At 48.8% G+C, this 20,893-nt stretch carries 20 protein-coding genes, 1 tRNA gene and 1 pseudogene; 20 read left to right on the top strand and 2 right to left on the bottom strand.

Translation table 11 applies throughout. The features are described 5' to 3' along the window. Nucleotides 1-198 (bottom strand): annotated as a pseudogene (locus tag BLP91_RS16955) (transposase); the annotation flags it as partial. 130 nt (nucleotides 199-328) lie between these two features. On the opposite strand from BLP91_RS16955, the gene BLP91_RS11880 reads away from it, so the two are divergent. The 14 genes from BLP91_RS11880 (at nucleotide 329) to BLP91_RS11955 (ending at nucleotide 13,975) form a co-directional block, all read left to right on the top strand. Then, complete coding sequence (locus BLP91_RS11880; RefSeq protein ID WP_091571326.1) at nucleotides 329-913, top strand: hypothetical protein; 585 nt, start codon at nucleotides 329-331, stop codon at nucleotides 911-913. A gap of 74 nt (nucleotides 914-987) precedes the next feature. Then, on the top strand, nucleotides 988-2,148 hold the full coding sequence (locus tag BLP91_RS11885; RefSeq protein WP_091571328.1) for a hypothetical protein: 1,161 nt from the start codon (nucleotides 988-990) through the stop codon (nucleotides 2,146-2,148). 13 nt (nucleotides 2,149-2,161) lie between these two features. Continuing rightward, complete coding sequence (locus tag BLP91_RS11890) at nucleotides 2,162-2,743, top strand: hypothetical protein (RefSeq protein ID WP_091571331.1); 582 nt, start codon at nucleotides 2,162-2,164, stop codon at nucleotides 2,741-2,743. Between the two features lie 17 nt (nucleotides 2,744-2,760). After that, a complete protein-coding gene (locus BLP91_RS11895) occupies nucleotides 2,761-3,099 on the top strand; it encodes a hypothetical protein (RefSeq protein ID WP_091571334.1) in 339 nt (112 codons plus the stop codon). Between the two features lie 20 nt (nucleotides 3,100-3,119). Next, nucleotides 3,120-3,797: a hypothetical protein gene (locus BLP91_RS11900; protein WP_091571336.1), complete on the top strand. Its 678-nt coding sequence runs from the start codon at nucleotides 3,120-3,122 to the stop codon at nucleotides 3,795-3,797. Between the two features lie 50 nt (nucleotides 3,798-3,847). After that, on the top strand, nucleotides 3,848-4,951 hold the full coding sequence (locus tag BLP91_RS11905; RefSeq protein ID WP_091571338.1) for a hypothetical protein: 1,104 nt from the start codon (nucleotides 3,848-3,850) through the stop codon (nucleotides 4,949-4,951). A gap of 20 nt (nucleotides 4,952-4,971) precedes the next feature. Then, nucleotides 4,972-5,796, top strand: a complete 825-nt coding sequence (locus tag BLP91_RS11910; RefSeq protein ID WP_091571341.1) for a hypothetical protein — start codon at nucleotides 4,972-4,974, stop codon at nucleotides 5,794-5,796. A gap of 6 nt (nucleotides 5,797-5,802) precedes the next feature. Continuing rightward, nucleotides 5,803-6,468: a hypothetical protein gene (locus BLP91_RS11915; RefSeq protein WP_091571342.1), complete on the top strand. Its 666-nt coding sequence runs from the start codon at nucleotides 5,803-5,805 to the stop codon at nucleotides 6,466-6,468. A gap of 1,341 nt (nucleotides 6,469-7,809) precedes the next feature. Beyond that, nucleotides 7,810-8,700 (top strand): glycine betaine ABC transporter substrate-binding protein, encoded by an 891-nt coding sequence (locus BLP91_RS11925; RefSeq protein WP_091571348.1) that lies wholly within the window; start codon nucleotides 7,810-7,812, stop codon nucleotides 8,698-8,700. Between the two features lie 339 nt (nucleotides 8,701-9,039). After that, a complete protein-coding gene (locus tag BLP91_RS11930) occupies nucleotides 9,040-9,942 on the top strand; it encodes a macrolide 2'-phosphotransferase (protein WP_091571350.1) in 903 nt (300 codons plus the stop codon). Between the two features lie 449 nt (nucleotides 9,943-10,391). Then, the gene (locus tag BLP91_RS11935) at nucleotides 10,392-11,288 is read left to right on the top strand and encodes a glycine betaine ABC transporter substrate-binding protein (RefSeq protein ID WP_091571354.1); all 897 of its coding nucleotides are present in this window, start codon (nucleotides 10,392-10,394) and stop codon (nucleotides 11,286-11,288) included. A 295-nt stretch (nucleotides 11,289-11,583) separates the two neighbouring features. Beyond that, the gene (locus tag BLP91_RS11945) at nucleotides 11,584-12,384 is read left to right on the top strand and encodes a serine/threonine-protein kinase (RefSeq protein WP_091571360.1); all 801 of its coding nucleotides are present in this window, start codon (nucleotides 11,584-11,586) and stop codon (nucleotides 12,382-12,384) included. A 165-nt stretch (nucleotides 12,385-12,549) separates the two neighbouring features. Next, nucleotides 12,550-13,839 carry a glycosyltransferase gene (locus BLP91_RS11950; RefSeq protein WP_176757957.1) on the top strand — a complete coding sequence of 430 codons (1,290 nt, stop codon included), beginning with the start codon at nucleotides 12,550-12,552 and terminating at the stop codon, nucleotides 13,837-13,839. Nucleotides 13,840-13,899: 60 nt separating this feature from the next. After that, nucleotides 13,900-13,975 (top strand) — tRNA-Ala (locus BLP91_RS11955). A gap of 82 nt (nucleotides 13,976-14,057) precedes the next feature. Here the strand turns inward: BLP91_RS11955 and BLP91_RS11960 are convergent. After that, nucleotides 14,058-15,374, bottom strand: a complete 1,317-nt coding sequence (locus BLP91_RS11960; RefSeq protein ID WP_091571365.1) for an MFS transporter — start codon at nucleotides 15,372-15,374, stop codon at nucleotides 14,058-14,060. A 263-nt stretch (nucleotides 15,375-15,637) separates the two neighbouring features. Here BLP91_RS11960 and BLP91_RS11965 point away from each other — a divergent pair, with 263 nt between their 5' ends. From BLP91_RS11965 to mcsB, 6 genes are all read left to right on the top strand, one after another. Next, a complete protein-coding gene (locus BLP91_RS11965; RefSeq protein ID WP_091571368.1) occupies nucleotides 15,638-16,741 on the top strand; it encodes a site-2 protease family protein in 1,104 nt (367 codons plus the stop codon). Between the two features lie 490 nt (nucleotides 16,742-17,231). Then, the gene (locus tag BLP91_RS11970; RefSeq protein WP_091571370.1) at nucleotides 17,232-17,927 is read left to right on the top strand and encodes an HAD family hydrolase; all 696 of its coding nucleotides are present in this window, start codon (nucleotides 17,232-17,234) and stop codon (nucleotides 17,925-17,927) included. 17 nt (nucleotides 17,928-17,944) lie between these two features. Next, nucleotides 17,945-18,640, top strand: a complete 696-nt coding sequence (locus tag BLP91_RS11975) for an MgtC/SapB family protein (RefSeq protein ID WP_091571373.1) — start codon at nucleotides 17,945-17,947, stop codon at nucleotides 18,638-18,640. 141 nt (nucleotides 18,641-18,781) lie between these two features. Then, nucleotides 18,782-19,252 carry a CtsR family transcriptional regulator gene (locus tag BLP91_RS11980; protein ID WP_091571375.1) on the top strand — a complete coding sequence of 157 codons (471 nt, stop codon included), beginning with the start codon at nucleotides 18,782-18,784 and terminating at the stop codon, nucleotides 19,250-19,252. Nucleotides 19,253-19,258: 6 nt separating this feature from the next. Beyond that, nucleotides 19,259-19,783 (top strand): protein-arginine kinase activator protein McsA, encoded by a 525-nt coding sequence (gene mcsA / locus BLP91_RS11985; RefSeq protein WP_091571378.1) that lies wholly within the window; start codon nucleotides 19,259-19,261, stop codon nucleotides 19,781-19,783. Between the two features lie 11 nt (nucleotides 19,784-19,794). Further along, complete coding sequence (gene mcsB, locus BLP91_RS11990; RefSeq protein WP_091571380.1) at nucleotides 19,795-20,871, top strand: protein-arginine kinase McsB; 1,077 nt, start codon at nucleotides 19,795-19,797, stop codon at nucleotides 20,869-20,871. The last annotated feature ends 22 nt before the right edge of the window (nucleotides 20,872-20,893 follow it).

Raw genomic sequence — 20,893 nt, forward strand, 5'->3', positions numbered from 1 at the left:
TTCTTCCATAGGAGCGGCTAAAAAAGCACGGAGAATCGCCTCCCGGGAATATCCGCGAGCTCCTTGGGGGGAAGATTTTTTCATTTCCTTCACATAGGGTCGAAGATCGAGCGTTTCAAAAAACAAGGGCAACCGATCTTTGGACTCAATTTTTAGCCATTCTTCAAAGGAAAATAGCGTTCCTTGGAGAAGATACAAGTGACTTCCCTCCTCATGGGTTTTCGGTTTGGTCACTTGAAAACTTCTCCATGATGGGGTGAAGTCCTTTTTCTATGCCTGAGGAGCCTTGCTGCTCAAGGGGTTTGAAATCTGCAAAAGGCTCCCGTTAATGCTTACCTATCTGACCATCACTACTTACATTTCGGTAACTGGGGATCCTTTAACTTCCAATATGATAAGCTTTTTATTGTATTTACTGCTCTTTTTTCTTCTTTCGATTCCTTTTGCTTCCATGGTGAAACAGGAATTAAATGATGGGGAAACGACTTTGCCCATCACCTTTAGCAATATCGTTGATTACATCATTCCCGTTTTATTGATTGGTGGGATATATGGACTGGTTGTTATTGTTGGTTTGAATTTGCTGATTGTACCGGGATTGATATGTTTAGTTTTGCTGTTTCTCTTTCCTTTTGCTTACGTTATAGAAGGATGTAGTTGGAAACAGGCATTGAAAAAGGCCAAGAGCATAGGAGGAGAACGGTTTTTTCAATTGTTGTCCTCTGTACTCTTAATTTTCCTGACGAATGTGATTGGGAAGTTGCTTGGGTCAGTTGCATACACAGGTCTAGGGGATGCCCGGATCGTGTTAATAACACAACTCGGTTTTTACTCTTTCATTCTCCCTGTTCACTTAATATACATTAGTTATTATTATTTAGAATTTCGCCCCCAACATGTAAACAGGTTCTAATGAGAGAAATTTTTGATTCATAAACTGAGACGTTTTACTTCCGTAGAATAAGAACAACTCCAGGAGGAAATATAGTGAGAGCGGGATGGATCCGTAAAAGTGTTTTCTTGGTGTTGGCCATGTTCATCGTGGTCAACCTGCTTCCTTTCTATTCAATTGCGTTTGCTGATTCTGTAATCCCTGAGGGTCCGGCTCAACCGGGGGGGCCGGTCCAGCCCGGGGATCCGGTTGAGCCAGATGAGCATGTCAATCCGGACGATTCCCCTCAAGGGGGTGACACTTCGAAAGGCGGGGACCCTAAGGGTGGGGAAGCCTCCAAAGGAATCGATTGGTTTTCATCGGGGAATATAGGTGGTTATATTCCTGTGATTTGGGGTTCAGTTGGGGATATTTTGCCCCAAAGTCTGGCGATTAAGAATGGTTTCAAGGTCAAAATTAAAGGAAATAAAGCGATCGTGAAAGGATCACGTGCCCACCATAACGGATTATATAGAACGCTGGTTCATTCCAATTGGGAGTTTAACTTTTTTGGCAAAAAGATAAACGGGAAGACGATCGGTAATTATATTTTTAATGAGGTGGGAAGACAAGGGCTGGCAGGGACGAGATACAACAAAAATCACCCGGCTGTACAAGAGTATCTAAAAAAATATAATTTGTATGGAAAAAAGGCTGCCAACCCAACACCCCCATCGATCGCTTCCAGAGCAATTCAGGGACTAAAATTAGAAGCAAGTACTGCATTTAAAGAAAACGTTCAGATCTTTAGTAAGGAAGCACAAAGTGCTAAATATGCCAAAGGAGCGGGATGGATAGGAGCTGGTTTGTCAATCGGTTTTACTACGTATGATTATGCCGCTGGCGAAAAAAAGAATCATGGTCTTGCTAGTACTGAATATGTGGCAGATGTAGTAACCGGTTTGGGGACAGGAGTGGCGGCAGGGATAGCAGGGTCAGCAGTGGCTGGAGCTATAGCTGGTACTCTTGCAGCCGCAGGTGTTGTTTCCCTTCCTGTGGTCGCAGTAGGAGCTGCAGGGTTATTTTTTGGTGCGGTTATAAGTTTTGGATTGGAGAACTGGGAGCCTGCAAAAAAAGCGAAAGATTGGATTCATGGGAAAGTTAACGATGGGCTTGAGTACGTTAATCGTAAAGCAAAGGACGTTGGAGGGTGGATGAAGGAAAAAACAACTAGTGCTATAAATTGGGCAGGGGAAAAGTTAGGTAATCTGTTTTAGGGGTGTGAGTTCATTGCATTTTCCGAAAAGGATGACCGTTGGCGCTTATATAATCACGTTTTGGGTTGCGATGATTATGCCGTTGGTTGCAGGTTTCTGTTCCATCGCCTTTCCGACGTGGTCCGAGTTTTGGGAGAAGGTTGTATTATGCTTTATCCTGGCGGGTGTCATTTGGACGATTCTGGCGAGCGTTTTTAAATGGTTTATACCACCTAAGGGACGGATTATACCGATTACGATTGGGTTTAATTTTACAGGAATCTTTTCATCGGTTTTTCTGTGGAGGATAACCGGGGAAACTCTATGGATGGGCATTTTGCTCACTGTGATCTATATTGCTTGCATTGTGACCGGATATAAATATCGAAAAACGATTTTGCAAGAAGGGCTCGCTCCCAAAACGCAGTGGGGTAAGCGAGTGGCGGTGTTGGGAGGCATATCTCCCGTAGGATTTGCTTTTTTTGGAGGAGTATTGGGATCTAACGCTGGAGGAGCTTTCGTGGCCTCTATTGTGATGGTGACTAGCAATTTTTTATGTCTCTACTTTACGGCAAATATTTATCGAGCAGAAAATCCTGATTGGGAACCAAAGTAAAAGGAGTGGAGCAGGGAATGGCTGTACGAATCCTTCAAGGGACGGGACTTGGTATCATCCTGTGTACATTGATTGGTTTTTTGCTAGGTGTAACCGGCTTGGGTTTTGGTCTAATTTCCATTGTTGTGCTGACTATCGTGACCTATTTCCCAGCTGGTTACGTAGCCGCTAGAAATACTCATCATCCTTATTTGGCAGCAGGCCTGTCAGCCCTTTTTGTCATGTTTATTAATCAACTTACGACAGCAGTTACCTTTGGCATGGCCAATCCATCCAGTTTTATACTGGGTTTTTTGTTTGGTACGTTGTTGGCGCTGTTAGGTGCTCTAATTTCCCACCGACCTTGGAGTAAATGATGGTGTAAAGGAGTATAAAATTGGATATTGTTAGAGATGCCGGTAGCTTATATACAAAGTTTAGTCTGAAGGTTCTCGCCGTTAGTTTTACATTAGCTTTACCATTGTTTTTTGTACAAAGTTTGATGTCTTTAACAGCTAGTATGTTAACGGACCTAATCGGAATATGGGGGCAAGTGATCAGTTTTTCACTGTTTATCATTTGTTGGTCGCTTGTCCAAGTCCCATATATAACTATGGTATATCAAGAGGTCGATGAAGGAGACATCGAGTTATATAAAGCATATTGTAGCTTTTTTCAGCATTTCTTTCCGATTATCACTATTGCTGTTTTTTTTGCTGCGGCTGTGGTTCTTGGTATCACTTTATGGGTGATACCTGGTGTTTTGGCCTTTTCATTGTTTTGCTTGTTTCCCTGCGGCGTCCTCATGGAGGGAAAATGGAAACAGGGGATTAAGAATGTGTGGAACATCGGGTGGGAGCAGCTCTTTCGAATCATGATGATCCATTCTGTGTTTGTCCTAGTATTGATGTTAGTAGGTCAATCGATTTTGTATTGTGGATCTCTATTATCTTTAGGGGTTTACTCTACCGCTCTTTTAATGGCTTTAACAACCAGTTTATTAATTCCGTTATTCACCTTTGTACAAGCTTATTATTATTTAGAGTGGACAGACTTACAAAACTTTAATGTTTAGCATTATGAAATAATTATCTTATGTAAATATTTTCTGTGGGAGGGAACCGAGTGAGAGCGGGATGGATCCGTAAAAGTGTTTTCTTGGTGTTGGCCATGTTCATCGTGGTCAACCTGCTTCCTTTCTATTCAATTGCGTTTGCTGATTCTGTAATCCCTGAGGGTCCGGCTCAACCGGGGGATTCGGTTCAACCCGGAGATCCTATCCAGCCCGAAGATCCGGTCACTCCGGATGAGCATGTCAATCCGGAAGAATCTCCTCAGGGGGGAGATGCCTCCAAGGGTGGAGAACCGAATGGCGGCACACCTGGAGAGGGAGGGAAAGGATCTGAGAGTCAAATCGACTGGCTGAACAGTGATATCTATAAAGTCGGTAAATTGACACTCAAAGATCTTTTCCATGGACTCGCCGATTATACAGTCACTTTAAAGGATCTTGGATCAGCGGATAAAATGGATTGGTGGGGATTTGGAACTTCATCTTATTCATTCCATTCCACATTCATTCGCGGCGCAATCGGATTAAATGTATCGGGTAAGGGCGGGGATCAGCTCGCACTGGACATTTGGGAAAGCGTTGATAATGTCGTCGGACTGACAGGGTATTTTGACATGCAAAAGGTCCGAGGGTTATTCACAGGAAGTAGGACTATTCAAGGGCTATTTACTAGAGGTGGTTCTGCTGTAGGACTTGGGCAAGAATCTGGAAATATATTCACCCAACTGACGAAGCCAGCGGCACCTCTCAGTACATTTGCGAAAGTCGGAGGTATTACAGGCATTGGGCTTTCAACAATCGAGACTTCAGTGAATACTTATAATGCGTTTGTGGCTGAAGATGGATCCGTTGAGCAAGCAGATGCATCCTTAGGTATTGTTAAAGGGTTAGGTGGTATTGCAATCGCGTCGGCAGTCTTTATTGGTGGGCCGATTGGATTGGCGGTAGCTGCTGGTGGAGTGGCAGCGGTTGCGATCGGAGCCTTCGGCAAATATTTCACCGATCATCCAACTGTTCGAAAAGCGGTGACGGCTCCGGTTAGATACGCTAAGAAAGGGTTTCATGCAGTGAAAAATGGGGTGACCCATGCGGCTAAAAAAGTGGGCGATGGGATCAAATCGGCAGGGAATAAGGTAAAAGATTTTCTTGGATTTTAATATAATGGAGGAGGAAAAGGATGTCAGCTAAGTTTGAAGCCCCGGAACATATTGTTGACTGTGTTGAACAATATAAGGAATCAGGGGAAAAGTATAATATTTTGAACTCGAGAATTAAAGTGAAAAACGATGTGTTCTATCATGTAATTTATCATATAGGCAATTCTCCAACTGGTGACTTGATTATTAGACAAGATGGTAGTATTCCTTTTTTAGACGAAATAAAAGATGCAATGATTATTGGGAGTCAAGTTAGACACAAAAATAAAGTGCTATATACAAATGGAAAAGAGTTTGTGAATATGAAGCATGAACGTTTTATGCGAAAAACGCTTCAATTACTTAATAAAATCGAAAGTAAATTACGAGATTCCATGCCCTCAGGAGTGCAAAAGGCTTTGGAAGAATTTAAACGAGGGCCCGAAACCACTCTGGAGCAGCAGCCACGTCTACGAGAGTTTTACCACAAAGCGGATCGACTGATTAAACGAATGGTACAGGATCGGTTAATCACACAGGAAGACTTTGATCTTTTAGATCATTATATCGATGAGCTCGGTAAAGCTGCATTTCTCCAAAATGACGTTCAGATGAACACTTATTCCGCACGAAAGAAAGTGATTCGCTATCTGTTTTCAACAGGGAAGATCATCCTTGCATTTCGTCTTTGGATTTCTCATTTACGAATGCATCCGGAAAAGCCTAAGCATCCGAAAGCCCATGAAGAGGTTAAGCGCTATATTTATGATGGGGAGGAATTAGAGGAATACAAAGAAAATATTAAAAAACTTTTTGAACAAGCCCGGAATCCTCGAAGGGGTAACCAGTCCACAAAGGAAGGGTAAGAAGGTATGGAAATTCTTCAAGATGCCTGGTCACTATATAAACGACGGTTCTCAACCATGATGCTGCTTTCCTTTACTTTGGTCTTTCCGATGTTGTTGGTACATTTTTTTGCCACTAATTTCTTTTACCAATTCTATCAGCGACTCTATGCCCCATATTTTGCGGATTTGACTAACTTTATATTTTTAATGATGGTGTTGTGCTTGGCTGTTATTCCGTTTATTCGGTTGATAGAGCAGGATGTTGATGGGGAAATCGATTTAACTGAAGTCTATCGAACCTTCTTTCGTTATCTTTTCCCTGTGTATGTGATGGGATTTGTATATGCCCTGATGGTGACAGCGGGGACGATTCTTTTTCTGGTTCCCGGGTTGCTTCTATTGATTTGGTTTTCCATGTTCCCATATGTTGCGGTGGTTGAAGGGGAAACCTGGTTTCAGGGATTTAAACGGGCATTTGAAGTCGGACGTAGGCATTTCTTTCCTCTTCTAGGTTTGATCGTCTTGTTAGGTTTAGGTGAAAAGCTGATAGAATATATCGGACTTCTGCTCTCCGTACAGTTGACTGCAAATTACTTGTTCATTGCCTTGGTGCAAATGTTAATCAACCTCTTCTTTCTTCCCTTTTATACATCGGTGATGGCTCACTATTATATCGACCGAATAGAGTAGTAAGTTGCAGAGTTGGCAGGATTATATCGAAATACGCTAGTTTAGGTAAGAACATCTGATTTAAATATTGGGTTTAACCGATGTGGTTTTTGTTCTTCTCAGTGTTGGTTATCACAAGTTGTCAACTCTATACTTACTATGCTTACCTCCGTAGCTGATGGTTGCCGCGGAGGTTCATTTAAGCTGAAGAGCTCTTTTTAATTCTGAATACATTTAGAGATGAGCCCGAAGTGAACTCTGTGATCGCATCGGTTCAATATACCCGTGCCGAATTACGAATAATCTTGGGAAAGCCGAAAGAGGAACGGGTGTTAGTAACAACGAAATCGTTTATCATTTCGGCCCCTATGAGATGGTAATTCTTACAGATAAAAAAGATACTCTCGAAGGAACGGATGAGAGGTTCAACAAGTTGAAAGATTACAACGTCAAACGAAAAGATCGTATTAAGGAAGCTCTGTCAGGTTCTTTTCATGAGAATAAGGATCATATTAACGAAGAAAAAGACAAAAACGCCCCCTCCAAGAAGGCAAACTAAGCATGGGATTTCAAGCATTAAAAAATAAAAAAAGGCAGCACATCCTGTTTTTCTTTTATTGGTGGCCTAGCTGCGACCAGTAGACTTTTGGCATCGGTTGACCGGGCAGCTGAAGCGAGGAGTATAGCGGCGATCCCGGTGCCGAAGGGTGTTGAATGTCCCAGACCCATGCCGTTCTTATAAAGCCTTCTTCTTTTTTGGATCTTACTGAATGTGAAGGGTGGCAAAAGCAGATTTAGAAAGGGGCGTTTCCTCGTCCTTTTGTAGATAATAATCATTTAAGCCTCCGTAGCTCATTTACGGAGGTTTAGCTTTGAAAGAATCGATTTAGAGTACCGATTGCAACGGGATTATGATTCTATTATGCCTGCAACAGGGGGCATGGAAGTCAAGATCGATGTTTCTTTGCGTATTGTGAATTTAACGGGATGTTGAATCAAGCATTTACAATACAGAATGATGTACAAATTTAAGAGAACTATGAAGAAAAAATCACGCTTGATTTTCAAGAGAGCCGTAAAGGAGACGATTATAAGTATTACTATTTGCATTTTGAGGATGGCAGCTCCAAAGAGATCTGGTACCACGGCATTTCTGAACAAGAGAAGTTATTAAAGGTGGATCGGTTATTGAAGCAAAAGCAAATACCAAAGGAAGTATTGAACACACCTGATAATCTGGAGGAGCGACCCCGTGCCGTACAGATTCTATATTCTGAGTAATCTCCCCCATTTGACGAATCCACGTCTTTCCCCTAACGTATAAACCGTTGTTCACATAACGGACAAGGAGTGTCTATTCATATGAGTAAGGGAAAGGAGATCGTCATCTATTTGGTGATCGCTGCGCTGCTGTTGGGCGGAAGCTATTGGTGGGGCGGCGAGCAAGCGGTGGAAGGGGGTGGCGGCAACAAAGGCACGATTAAGATCGGCTATAACAACTGGGCCGAGAATATTGCTGTCACCCATATGTGGAAGTTGCTGTTGGAGGAGAAGGGGTACAGCGTGGAGTTGGTGCGGACGGAGAAGGCGCCGCTTTGGTCGGGGGCGGCATCGGGGAGCATCGATGTGGTGCCGGAGGCGTGGCTGCCTACGACGGACCAACCTTTCTACAGCAAGTACAAGGACAAGTTGGAGCTGCATGAGCCCTGGTATGAAGGAACCAATCTCGGATTGGCGGTCCCCTCTTATGTCGATGTGGACAGCATCGAGGAGCTGAACGAGAAGAAAGACCTGTTTCAACGGAAGGGACAGCCGACGATTGTGGGCATTGATCCCGGAGCCAGCCTGACGAGTCTGACGGAGGAATCGATCAAAGAGTATGGGTTGGATTACAAGTTGCTGGAAAGTTCGGAACCGGCGATGTTGAGTGAATTGGACAAGGCGATCCAAAAGAAAGAGCCGATCCTGGTCACCTTGTGGAATCCCCACTGGATCTTTTCCAAGTATGAGGATTTGAAGTATTTGAAAGACCCTAAGAACGTTTACGGGGAAAAGGAAGACATCTTCTTTGTCACCCGGGAGGGTTTCAAAAAAGAGCATCCCGACGTGGTCAAGTGGATGAATCAGTGGCAGATGGACGACCAATCCCTGGGCAGCCTGATGCAGGTGATCGAGGAGACGGGGGATCCGGAAAAGGGAGCCGAAAAATGGATCGAGGAAAATCGGGAGCAGGTGGATCGGTGGTTGAAGTGATCTGACGATAAACAACGAACATCAGCGAAGCTCGAGGAGGCGATGCCTCCTGTGGGCTTCGCTTTTCGTGCGAATTTTCGTATCCCCCTACACCGCCTCTGACGGTTTTTTGTGAGCGAAAAACCTATGCTTTTTCCCAACCCTATTTTCCATCGGAGCAGGGGAACAGCGAAACTGTTGAATGATACTATATAGGGGACATATCGTCACCTTCGCCATGAGCACATCGATCAGCGCAGGTTTTGAGGAGATAACCATAAGGTTACGCTAAAAACGGACCTCACGAAAGAGATTCGGGGTTCTGCCATACCGTAAATACGTATGAATAGGATGATTTTAATGAATAAAGAACAAGTAATGGAAATAGCTAACAAGTATAATCTTGCACTGAAAGAAGACAGATTACAGTTTAATGAATCTGGGCTTGATTTCCAAGTTGTTTTTGCGCTAGATGAGAATGGAGATGAGTGGGTTCTCCGCTTGCCTAGACGTGAAGATGTTATGCCTAGAACAATCGTTGAGAAACAAGCATTAGATTTGGTCCATCAACATGCTAAATCTTTTCAAGCCCCCAACTGGATGATTTATACTGATGAGCTGATAGCCTATAAGAAGCTAGATGGTAAACCAGCAGGAACCATTGATCATGAAATAGGAAACTATGTCTGGGAGATGGATATCAACAATGTGCCAGACGCATTTCATCAGACGCTTGGAAGCGTGCTATCCGAACTCCATGGAATCCCAAGTGATCAGGTTGCTGACCTTGAGTTGGTCGTTCATACAGCCGATGAGGCCAGAGAATCAATGAAAGAACGAATGAATGCTGTAAAAGCGAATTTCGGGGTAGGAGAGAGGTTGTGGAATCGATGGCAGTCATGGCTTGATAATGATGAAATGTGGCCAAAGAAAACGGGTCTCATTCATGGAGACATACATGCTGGACATATTCTGATCGATAAAGACGCTAACGTAACTGGATTAATCGATTGGACAGAAGCGAAGGTTTCAGATATATCAAATGATTTTGTCTTCCATTATAAAGCTTTTGGGGAAGAAGGCCTTGAAGCGCTGATAACGGCTTATAAAGAGGCAGGAGGGTACTACTGGCCTAAGATGAAAGAGCATATTATTGAATTGGTCGCTGCTTCCCCCGTTTCCATTGCTGAATTTGCATTAGTATCTGGTGTTGAGGAATATGAACAGATGGCAAAGAAAGCGTTGGAGGTGAAAAGTTCATAAATCGTTTCCTCAGATTGAGAAATCAGCCATGACATCAATATCGTCCTCTCAGTAGTGAGTGAAATGTCCAAAACCGAATCACGCACGAACATGCTCCCACCAAATGATGGGGGCTTTTTATGAAGATAAGTATTCGGGACACTTGTGGGTCAGCAATATGTAGTTTTTCTCATCTAACTGTGCCTAAATGGGATATCCCTGATCCGGGGTACAGGGTTTATTGCCGGGTTCATTAAGTCACGCATCATGAAAAAACTGTCAAACTCCCTTGTGAAATAAGGGCGAAACGAATCCCTTACCGGATTTTTGCCGCCGTCGATTTTCCACTCCGTTCAATAATCTGCCGGCTGTCCGGGCATAAAATAAAGGAATGGATAGGGGTTTCCCAAATAAGATTTCCGATCAAGGGGCAAGGATCGTACTGGATTCAGCAAAGGGGTGTGGAACAGATGAGCCGAGGCAAGCAGCTGGCTATCTTCACGGTGGTCGCCGCGCTCGTGATCGGCGTCACCTACTTGTGGGGCGGTGGCAACGCGCTCAAGGAAGGTGGCGGTGGCAACAAGGGAACGGTCAAGATCGGCTACAACAACTGGGCGGAAAATATTGCGGTTACGAATATGTGGAAGGTGTTGCTGGAGGAGAAAGGGTATCAGGTGCAGACCACCCAGACCGAGAAGGCGCCGCTCTGGTCCGGTGCGGCCTCGGGGAGTATCGATATCATGCCGGAGGTGTGGCTGCCGACGACAGACAAGCCTTTCTATAGCGAGTACAAAGATCAGCTGGAGCTGCATCAGACCTGGTATAAAGGGACCAACCTGGGCCTGGTGGTCCCCTCCTATGTCAAGGTGGACCGCATCGATCAGTTGAACCGGAACAAGGGCCAGTTTAAGCGAGGCGGCGAACCGACGATCGTGGGGATCGATCCCGGAGCCAGTCTGATGCGGCTGACGGAGAAGGCGGTAAAAGAGTACGGATTGGACTTCAAGTTGCTGGAGAGTTCGGAGCCGGCCATGTTGAGCGAACTGGAAAAAGCGATCCGGGATCAAGACCCGGTCCTGGTCACCCTGTGGAATCCTCACTGGATCTTTTCTAAACATCACAACCTGAAGTACTTAAAGGACCCCAAAAACGTTTACGGGGAACGGGAAGATATCTACTTCGTCACCAGACGCGGATTTAAAAAAGAGCACCCGGAAGTGGTGAAGTGGATGAATCAGTGGCAGATGGACGATCAGACCCTGGGTAAGTTGATGCAGACGGTGGAGGAATCCGATGACCCGGAAGCAGGTGCGAAGAAATGGATCCAGGAAAACCGGAAGCTGGTGGATGGGTGGTTGAAAGAATGAGCTTGAGTCCGGGCACTTTTAGGAGCGGGGATTCCGCTCTTTTTTATTTTCTTCTGAAAGAGTGGATTCTTTTTCGTTGCCGCAGGGAGTGGTGGGGATTCCGGATGGGGTGCTCTCTTGAGCAGCCTCCTTTTTCATGGGAAAAGGGTGTCCAGTATTTCCGCTTCATGGTAGAATAAACCCAATGAAACCCGTGTTGAAATTTGTTGAACAGGATCAGTTTGTGTGAAATGGCGTCGCGGCTGTCGGAGGCCGCTCGAGACAAGGTGTGAGGGAGAAAGATAGGTGGTCGATGATGAAGCGAAAGGGTGCACGGATTCGGGGCGTGTATCGGGTGCTGCAAGCCTTTCCTTTTGTTCAGGGGGTGCTCTACTATACGGAGGTGGACCCACCCCAGGCAAGTGAGGGAACGTCTCCGCGCCCCACGCGCTTTTTACACGGACTGGATCTACATCAGGTAGGAAGGTCCGCGGATCTGCGGAGTCTCTTGAAGCGGGACTCCTACGCTTTTTTCCCGCTTCAAGGCTTGTTCGTGGAAGAGGATGTCCTGTATCAGCTGTTTGGAAAAATGAACGGAATCCTGCTGGCCTATCACCTGTTCCGCAGCGTTCCCCTGTCCATGGATGAAGCGATACATATTTTACGGAGGGCATCGGGTCAACTGGTGCGGATTCACGAAAAGGGTCAGTTTACCGTCGTCCATCCGCAGAACATGCTGCTCACAGCGGACTCGGTCCGATTTTTGTACGGAGGGCCCTCGGGACTCCTGCCCAAACTTCGCGGGGAGTCAGCCGCGGGAGCGGAAGAGACGAGCCTCGACCGCCGGCTGGAAAAGGAGCAGATGATGGACGTTTACTCGCTGGGAGCTTTGGCCTACATCATGCTGACCGGTACCAGTCCGGCCCCGGGAAAACAGACGAAACCGATCCGCGCTTTCCGCAGCGATACGCCTGCGGAGCTGGAGCATCTGGTGATGCAGAGCCTGTTGGCCGATCCTCGTTCCCGCCCGCGGCTAGAGGATTTGTGGCGCAGCCTTAACAGGGTATCGGTCAAAGGGGAGACCGACCGGTCTCACCAAGCCCAGTCTACTTCTTAACGTTTCTATTGACGGGGATGGAGGGGATTCCGTCCCCGGTCATCTTTCGTTGATCCGAAAAGACACAGTTGCCTCCGACAGCAACCGTGGAAAGAACTGGACACCGGTAGGCCGGGCAAGGGATGTGGTGAGAGGTTTCCAGTCCTGAAAGGGAGGTAGGAAATGATGCGCGTCCTGATGGTTCTGTTCAAAGATATTCATTACGACGCCAGGGTACACAGAGAAGCGATCGCGCTGGCGGAGGCGGGTTGGTATGTGGATATTGCCTGTCTGCACACCACCTCCCAACCCGCGCCGGAAATTCACGAGCGGGTGCGGTTGCTGCGGTATCCGATCCAGACCAAGCGGATCAAGCGGTATGTGGAGCAAAAGGCGGATCAACGGGTGAAGCGCGGCGTTTATCGCGTGGTGCGCAACCCGGTGGTGAAAGTGGCCAAAGACGCAGTGGCCAAGCGGGATTTTGCCATGAAAGTATGGGATCTTTGCCAAGGGGCCAACTACTCGGCGGTACATTGCCACGGGGCGGAAACCTTAAGTATCGGGGCTTATCTGAAGCAAAAGCATGGGTTGACCCTGGTCTATGATCCCCATCACGTCTATGAAGACAGCAACGGAAAAAAACGATGGGAACGGACGGCGAGTCAACGAGCGGAAACGGTTTGGATGGATGAGGTGGACCACCTGATTGCCATCAACGAATTGATTGAAGCGGAATTTCAGCATCGTTACCCCAATCTGTCCATCACCGTTTTGCGCAATATTCCCCAAACCTTGGATCAGCTTCCGCGGGAGAAAAATTATTTTCACCGCCGGTATGACTTGAAGGCGGAGGATCAGGTGATTTTGTATCAGGGCGGATTTACACAGAACCGGGGTCTGGAGGAACTGATCCGTGCCCTTGTCCACTTGCCGGAACGGCACAAACTGGTGTTGCTCGGGTTTGGGGAGTGGAAGGAGCGGCTGGAACAGCTGGTGAAGGAAAAAGGTCTGACGGATCGTGTCTTTTTCCATCCACCGCTGTTGCCCTGCAAGCTGCTTCATGTGACCAGCCATGCCGATTTGGGCGCGGTGTTGTACCAGAGCACCTGCCCCAAAAACCGCCTGGTCACCCCGAACAAGTTGTTTGAATATATCCAGGCCGGCATCCCCGTGATCTCCAGCGATCGGCCCGGAAAGGCGATCGTGGTTGGCACCTATCAAGCCGGCCGCTTAGTCGATCCGCACAATGTCCAGGAGATCGCCGATGCCATCCGGGAGATTCTCTCCGATCCCGACCCCTGGCTGATCGGAACCCACAAAGCGAGAAAACAGCTGCGGTGGGAGAAAGAACAGGAACGGCTGGTGGAACTTTACCGTCAAATCATACTAGCTCGCAGGAATCAGCGGGATGAAAGTGAGCAGGAACCGGAACAGGAGGACCTGTTTTCCATTCAGCCCCACTTGCGCCAGCTCTAAGCGGCTCTCCCCTTGACAACATGGCGGCAGGATTGTAAGATAAATACTGCGTCCTGACGAGGGGCTGTAGCTCAGCCGGGAGAGCGCCTCGTTCGCAACGAGGAGGTCGGCGGTTCGATCCCGCTCAGCTCCACCATTCCAAACCCTTGGTGCACAAGGGTTTTTCTGTGCAAAACAGCCCCACCGAAATCGGTGGGGCTGTTTATTTTAAAGGAGACTCAGCTTGCTTGCTTGACGTTATCTACCGTGATCGGTTTTTTAGCTGTCTCTGGTATCAACAGGATGGCAGTGATGGCCACGATGGCACATCCCATCAAAAAGTAAGCGGGCATCAAGTTGCTTCCTGTCGATGCGGTCAGCGCCGTGATGATATAGGGAGCACCTCCTCCAAAGATGGCGGTGGAGATATTATAGGAAAAGCTGTAGCCGCTGTTCCGCACCCGATTGGGAAAAAGCGGGGGCAGAGCGGAGGGGTGCGCGCCCACAAAGAGCGACACCAGGATCCCGAGGGCAAAGAAGCCCACCAAGGGTCCGATCGCTGAGCCGCTGGTGATGAACAGAAAGATCGGCACCGCCGAGAGCAGGGTGAGTCCGGTGGCCAACAGCAAAAATAGCTTGCGGCCAAACCGGTCGGTCAGCATCCCGACCACGGCGATCAGAAACATCATAAAGGCCATTCCGGCGATGGTTACCAATAGGGACTGGAGGGCGGTTAACCCCACCTGCGTTTCAAAGTAAGAAGGCAGGTACGTCAATAGCGTGTAATAAGCGCCATTGGCAAAGGCAATGCAGCCAAAGGAGGTTAACAACGGTTTTTTAGCGGTAGAAAACATTTCCCGAATCGGGGTGCGGGATAGGGATTGATTCTCCTTCATCTGATTGTAGATCGGTGTATCGTCCAATTTGTTTCTCAGATACATGCCGGTCAAGGCCAGCGGTAAAGAACAGATAAAAGGAATGCGCCATCCCCAGGAAGTCATGGCCTCGGTACTCAGTGTTGAAGTGAGGATGGCCACAAACCCCGAACCAAGGATGTATCCCAACAGCACACCGGATTCGAGGAAGCTGGTAAACAGCCCCCGGCGACGGTTGGGCGCTGATTCATTCATAAATACCGTTGCCGCTCCGTACTCGCCTCCAGCAGCCAATCCCTGAACCATCCGCATGATGATAAGCAGGATCGTTGCGAATATTCCGATCGAATGGTAATCGGGTATCAATCCGATGATGGCTGTGGCTAAGGACATCATCATGATGGTGATGGTTAAGATTTTCTTCCGTCCGATACGGTCTCCCATGGATCCAAACAGCAAGCCGCCCAAGGGTCTGAAGAAAAACGAGATGGCAAATACCGCAAAAGCATTTAAAAAAGCGGCTGTCGTACTTGCTCCGGGGAAAAACTGGGCCCCGATAATGCCGGCGGTATAGCTGTAAACTCCGTATTCATACCACTCGACCAGATTGCCCATGGCTGTCGCCATGGTGGCTTTTTCCATGCTTACAGTTCCGGAATCCTTTGTTGAAGCGATGCTCATCGACTCCTTTTAATCATTGTTATTGTCCCTAAACGGGATTTTCTCTGTTTGCCATTCAACCAGAAATCGACCGGGAGATCAATATTCTTAACTCTCTGTCAAATGTTAGGCGGTTGTACCAGAGTGATCAAGGGGTTAGATGGAAAAAATTGCAGATAGGGGCTGTTCACAAGGCCTTGGGAAGTGTAGATTAAATAGAGTGGGGGGAATATATAAGACGGATTCCGACACCACCCCACAATGACTGTATAGGAGGGCCCGGCTTGGGTTTACAAGAGAAACAACCACGCAAAAATCCCTTTAAGAGGATCGGTGCCTGGGTCGCCATCTTGCTCAGCGGACTCAAATTTATTCCTTCTCTTCTCAAACTGGGGAAGTTCGGGGGGACCTTGATCAGCATGGTGGTGACCGTGGGAGCCTACGCTTTACTTTTTCCCTGGTCTTTTGCTATCGGATTGGTGATCATGATCTTTATCCATGAAATGGGTCATGTGCTGGCCGCCAAGCAAAAAGGGCTACCGGTGTCGGCTCCGGCTTTTATCCCCTTCCTCGGCGCGCTGATCATGCTGAAGCGGCAACCTCAAAATGCGGAGACAGAGGCCTATGTCGCTTTTGGAGGTCCTTTGCTCGGCACCGTCGGTGCCATGGCCGCTTACCTTTTGGCGATCTGGACTGGATATGAAGTGTTGTACCCGATTGCCTTTATCGGCTTTTTCCTCAACTTATTCAATCTGCTTCCGATTCATCCCTTGGATGGAGGACGGATTGTGACCGCCATCTCCCGGTGGCTGTGGGTGGTGGGATTGATCCTGGGGTTGGTGATGATCCTGGTGTTGTGGAGCCCGCTTTTGCTTTTGGTCTGGATCTTGTTTGCCTTTCAGCTGTGGGAGAGCTTTTTGTCCCGGCGCCGCTCTGATGAGCAGCCTGTGAAGGTGACAGTGGACCTCGATCCCCTTCGTTTTGAAAGTATGGGGATGACCGTACCGGGTGAAAAACACCGGAGGGAGCTTCCCTTTACCCAATACTGCACCCTGAGCGACCGGGAGCACCGCTGTGATGTCTTTTTGCCCCCGATCGGGCTGATTCACCGGTTTGAAGGATTTAAAGGAGCTTTCCGACGGATACAGCTGGTGGGAACCGAGCGGGTGGAAACAGAGACCGGCGATGTGATTCGCATGAAGCTGGTATCCACTTACGTGCAGGGAGCGGAGGAGAAAATGCTCCGCACCGATCGTGAGTATTATAAAGTCTCCTCCCGAACCCGTCTCGGATACAGTCTGGTCTATTTCGGGCTGGCTGCTTTTTTAGGGTATATGGTGTTTTCAGGGGCGCCTGTTCCACTGATGAACCAACAGGTGGTCAGTTGAAAACCCGCGGCCGGGTTGCCGCGGGTTTTCTTTACTGCAGAGACCGGCGTTTTTTGCCCGCCACGGTGTAGTTGCAAGAGGATCAGGTTGGTCTCTTTCGGGGGATAAGGGCGATTTCCGGTGTCTGTTCCATTTGTTGATGGCGGCGGGGGCTTTTTAGCCGGCTGCGTATCCGATGAAGGAGAGACGGTCTGGCTCGTTTTTGTCTGTGGGGCTGTCCCGACGTGTATGTTGCTGTTCCCCCTGGGGCGTATCAGCATGATCTAGATTCTTCCTTTTTTATCCGGGGGTCAGGAGATAAAAGAGGGCTTCCCGGCCGGAGGTCGTCGAGTGATATGCTCTTTTGACAGGGGTTTCCTGCGTAGGACCGAGCGACGAAGGGCATGGAATATTAGATGTCAATATTCAAAATCTAGTTTTCCCGTCACCTGCTTTGGGTATGGGGAACCTCGTAGGAATAAACTATATATGGATAAAGGAGAACATCATCATGAATAACCACAAAAACGACAAAGGCGATACGATCATTTTTGACCTGGACGGAACGTTGTTCCAGACGGAGACGGTGGCGGTGCCCGCCTTTTATCGGATGTATCAAAGGCTGGAGGGTCAAGGGATGTACTGGGGGAGCCCGCCGGCAAAAAGTCGGATTGAGTCTGTGTTCGGTATGATTGCTCCTGATATCTGGGAACAGTTGCTGCCTGGTGCCTCGGAAGAGGTGAAACAGGCTGCCGATGAGGGGTGGCTGCAGGAGGAACTGTCCTGTCTGTCAGAGGGCCTGGGAGCCCTGTATCCTGGTGTTTCCCGCGGATTGAGAGAACTCAAAAGGAGAGAGTGGCGGCTGTTTATCGCCAGTAACGGACTCGGCCCCTATGTGAGAGGAGTGGTGGAGACCTTTGGCCTGACACCGCTTTTTACCGGGATTTATTCCGCAGGGGAATATCAGATCGGTGATAAAGCGGAGCTGGTTAAACGGTTGATGCAGGAAAACGAAGTGTCTTCCGCCTGTATGGTAGGGGATCGCAGTTCCGATATTCGGGCGGGTCAGAAAAACGGCTTGTTTACCATTGGCTGCTGTTATGCGGATTTTCCCCGGTTCAGCACTGGAGGCGAGTTGGAGGGAGCGGACGCGGTGATCGATGCCTTTGACCGCTTCCCCGATCTGGTAGGAAATCCTCGCCTATAAGAAAAGGGGGCTGAAGGATGGAAGTGGACAGCGTGTGGATGATTACTGACCTGGAGACGGCCTTGCGTCTGTTGCTGGCTACGCTGTTGGGTGGTGCGATCGGATGGGAGCGGGAGCGAAATAATCACCCCGCCGGATTCAGGACCCATATCCTGGTCTGTGTCGGTTCCGCGTTGATTATGCTGTTGTCCATTTATGGCTTCCCGCAATTTATGGATGAGGACAAAGTCCGCTTCGACCCCGGACGGATCGCCGCCCAGGTGGTTAGCGGGATCGGCTTTCTCGGAGCGGGGACGATTTTGCGCCAGGGATTGACGGTCAGCGGTTTGACCACCGCCGCCTCTCTATGGGTGGTGGCGGCGATCGGGTTGGCGGCAGGGGCCGGCTTTCTGTTTCCCGCCCTGTTTGTCACCCTGCTGGCATTGGTCAGTTTGGAGCTGTTGAACAAGGTGGAGGACTGGCTGTTTAAAAACAGGATGCGCAGACTTTTGCGCATTCGCACTCTCAATTGTCCGGGGAAGCTGGGGGAAGTGGCCACCTTACTGGGCAAAGGGAATATCAGCATCCGTAAAGTGCAGTTGGATGAAGGGGAATCTTCCGAAAAAGAGATGGAAATGGTGTTTATCGTCCGTTTTCCACCTAAGGTGGAACCGATGGAATGGGTTGAACGCATCCGCCAATTGGAAGGCGTGAGGGAAGTCCACCTGGAATAACACCCTGCGGTATGAAAAGCGGAGGGATGCGGCAACAATAATGTTACAGCCCTTTTCACTCTTGGCAAGTACCGAGGGATCGAATATAATAAAATCAGTAGGTCAAAGTTAGTCAAAGTCAGCGGGAGGTCGTCCGATGTCATGTCTAGCATTTCGGACATCATCGAGAACTATCTGATAAAAAGTTTGAAACAGACTCCCTCCGGAACCATCCAGGTGAAACGGAGCGAGCTGGCTCGGTTGTTCCAATGTGTCCCCTCTCAGATCAACTATGTGATTAGCACCCGGTTTACGGTGGAAAAAGGGTATATAGTGGAAAGCAAACGAGGCGGGGGCGGCTATATCCGCATTCGTAAGGTGAGTTTTCCTCAACAGCAGGATTATTACGAGATGCTCCTCCGGATGATCGGAAAGCGAATCACCCAACAAGCCGCGGCCGATCTGATTACGCGGCTGGTGGATGAGGAGTTGATGACCGAGAGGGAAGGGCGCATGATCATGAAGCTGATTTCTCGTGAAGTGTTGGACCTGCCGGTCTCTCTGCGGGATTCCGTACGGGCTCGGATCATGCGCACAGTGGTAACGACGCTATTCGCCAACAAAGGAGAGTGACTCCCCATGCAATGCCAGGAGTGCGGGAAGCGTCCGGCGACTCTTCATTACACCAAGATTATCAATGGGGAAAAGACCGAATTCCACCTTTGTGAGGTTTGTGCCAAAGGGAAAGGGGAACAGATGCCCGGAGTGGAATCGTTCTCCATCCATAACCTCCTCTCCGGACTGTTAAATCTTGACGGTCAGTTCGCGGAGGATCCCAACGCTCGGTCATCCGTGGCCACCCAGGGACTCCGCTGCCCCACCTGCGGTCTCACCTACAGCCAATTCAGCAAAATCGGCCGTTTCGGATGCAGTGATTGCTATCAAGCATTTTCCGATCGGCTGGATCCCCTGTTTCGGCGGGTGCACGGCCATACGACCCACCGGGGCAAAGTACCGGAACGGACCGGAGGTAAACTCCGCATTCGAAGGGAAATTGATGAGTTGAAGCAGGAAATGTCCAGGCGGATCGAAAATGAAGAATTTGAGGAGGCGGCACGCTTGCGTGATCGTATTCGAGACCTGCAGGAGAAACTGGACAGCTAGGAGGAAGCGGTATGTCTTACCAACGGTTTAACCAACATGCACTCAGTGAATGGATGCGTGGCAAAGGCCCGAGGTCGGACATTGTGATCAGCAGCCGGGTTCGGATCGCACGCAACCTGTCCGGATTGCCGTTCCCTATGTTGGCCACCTCCTCACAGTCAGCGGGAATCGTCCGTAAAGTGGAAGAAGCCCTGCGCCACCAGAATCGGCCTCAGGTAATGGAAGGGGCGGAACTGATCCGGATGGACGACTTAGAGGACCTTGAAAAACGCGTCCTGGTGGAAAAACATTTGATCAGCCCCCAGCTGGCGGAAGAATCTCGCCACGGGGCGGTGGTGCTCAGCCGAAATGAAGCGGTCAGCATCATGATCAATGAGGAAGATCACATCAGGATCCAGTGTTTGTTTCCCGGCTTTCAGCCACAGGAAGCCTGGAAAATGGCGGACAACCTGGATGACTGGTTTGAACGCCATCTCACCTACGCTTTTAGCGAAACGAAGGGTTATCTCACCAGCTGCCCGACCAACGCTGGCACCGGGATTCGGGCATCGGTGATGGTTCACCTGCCAGCTTTGGCCATGACCCAGCAGTTGAACCGACTCTTTCCCGCCATCACCCAAGTCGGCTTGGCCGTTCGGGGAATCTACGGGGAAGGCTCCGAGGCGCTGGGCAACCTGTACCAGGTGTCCAACCAAGTGACTCTTGGCCAGCAGGAAGAAGAGATCATCCAAAAGTTGGCCGGTGTGGTCCGGCAGATGATTCAGCACGAACATGGTGCCCGCAACCGGATTCAGGAAAGCTCGCTCACCAAACTGGAAGACCGGATTTACCGATCCTACGGGATCCTGTCCAACGCTCGGGTGATCAGTTCCAAAGAAGCGATGCAACGGCTATCCGATGTCAGACTCGGTGTCGATATGGGGTTGATTCCCGATCTGTCGGCCCAAGTGATGAACGAATTGATGATTCTGACCCAGCCCGGTTTTTTGCAGACACGCTCCAAACAGCGACTCGATATCGAAGAACGGGACATTCGCCGTGCCGGTATGATTCGGGAGTATCTGTCGATGAAACGGGAATCGGAATGATTACCTGAAAAGAGGTGCAAAA

The sequence above is a fragment of the Melghirimyces thermohalophilus genome (genome assembly GCF_900102685.1).
GTDB classification, from domain to species: Bacteria; Bacillota; Bacilli; order Thermoactinomycetales; family DSM-45169; genus Melghirimyces; species Melghirimyces thermohalophilus.

Excerpts from the sequence above, each read along its gene's own strand:
- BLP91_RS11880 (WP_091571326.1), top strand. The coding sequence starts at position 329 with ATGCTTACCTATCTGACCATCACTACTTACATTTCGGTAACTGGGGAT.
- BLP91_RS11895 (WP_091571334.1), top strand. The coding sequence starts at position 2,761 with ATGGCTGTACGAATCCTTCAAGGGACGGGACTTGGTATCATCCTGTGT.
- BLP91_RS11910 (WP_091571341.1), top strand. The coding sequence starts at position 4,972 with ATGTCAGCTAAGTTTGAAGCCCCGGAACATATTGTTGACTGTGTTGAA.
- BLP91_RS11915 (WP_091571342.1), top strand. The coding sequence starts at position 5,803 with ATGGAAATTCTTCAAGATGCCTGGTCACTATATAAACGACGGTTCTCA.
- BLP91_RS11925 (WP_091571348.1), top strand. The coding sequence starts at position 7,810 with ATGAGTAAGGGAAAGGAGATCGTCATCTATTTGGTGATCGCTGCGCTG.
- BLP91_RS11930 (WP_091571350.1), top strand. The coding sequence starts at position 9,040 with ATGAATAAAGAACAAGTAATGGAAATAGCTAACAAGTATAATCTTGCA.
- BLP91_RS11935 (WP_091571354.1), top strand. The coding sequence starts at position 10,392 with ATGAGCCGAGGCAAGCAGCTGGCTATCTTCACGGTGGTCGCCGCGCTC.
- BLP91_RS11945 (WP_091571360.1), top strand. The coding sequence starts at position 11,584 with ATGAAGCGAAAGGGTGCACGGATTCGGGGCGTGTATCGGGTGCTGCAA.
- BLP91_RS11950 (WP_176757957.1), top strand. The coding sequence starts at position 12,550 with ATGCGCGTCCTGATGGTTCTGTTCAAAGATATTCATTACGACGCCAGG.
- BLP91_RS11960 (WP_091571365.1), bottom strand. The coding sequence starts at position 15,374 with ATGAGCATCGCTTCAACAAAGGATTCCGGAACTGTAAGCATGGAAAAA.
- BLP91_RS11970 (WP_091571370.1), top strand. The coding sequence starts at position 17,232 with ATGAATAACCACAAAAACGACAAAGGCGATACGATCATTTTTGACCTG.
- BLP91_RS11975 (WP_091571373.1), top strand. The coding sequence starts at position 17,945 with ATGGAAGTGGACAGCGTGTGGATGATTACTGACCTGGAGACGGCCTTG.
- BLP91_RS11980 (WP_091571375.1), top strand. The coding sequence starts at position 18,782 with ATGTCTAGCATTTCGGACATCATCGAGAACTATCTGATAAAAAGTTTG.
- mcsA (WP_091571378.1), top strand. The coding sequence starts at position 19,259 with ATGCAATGCCAGGAGTGCGGGAAGCGTCCGGCGACTCTTCATTACACC.
- mcsB (WP_091571380.1), top strand. The coding sequence starts at position 19,795 with ATGTCTTACCAACGGTTTAACCAACATGCACTCAGTGAATGGATGCGT.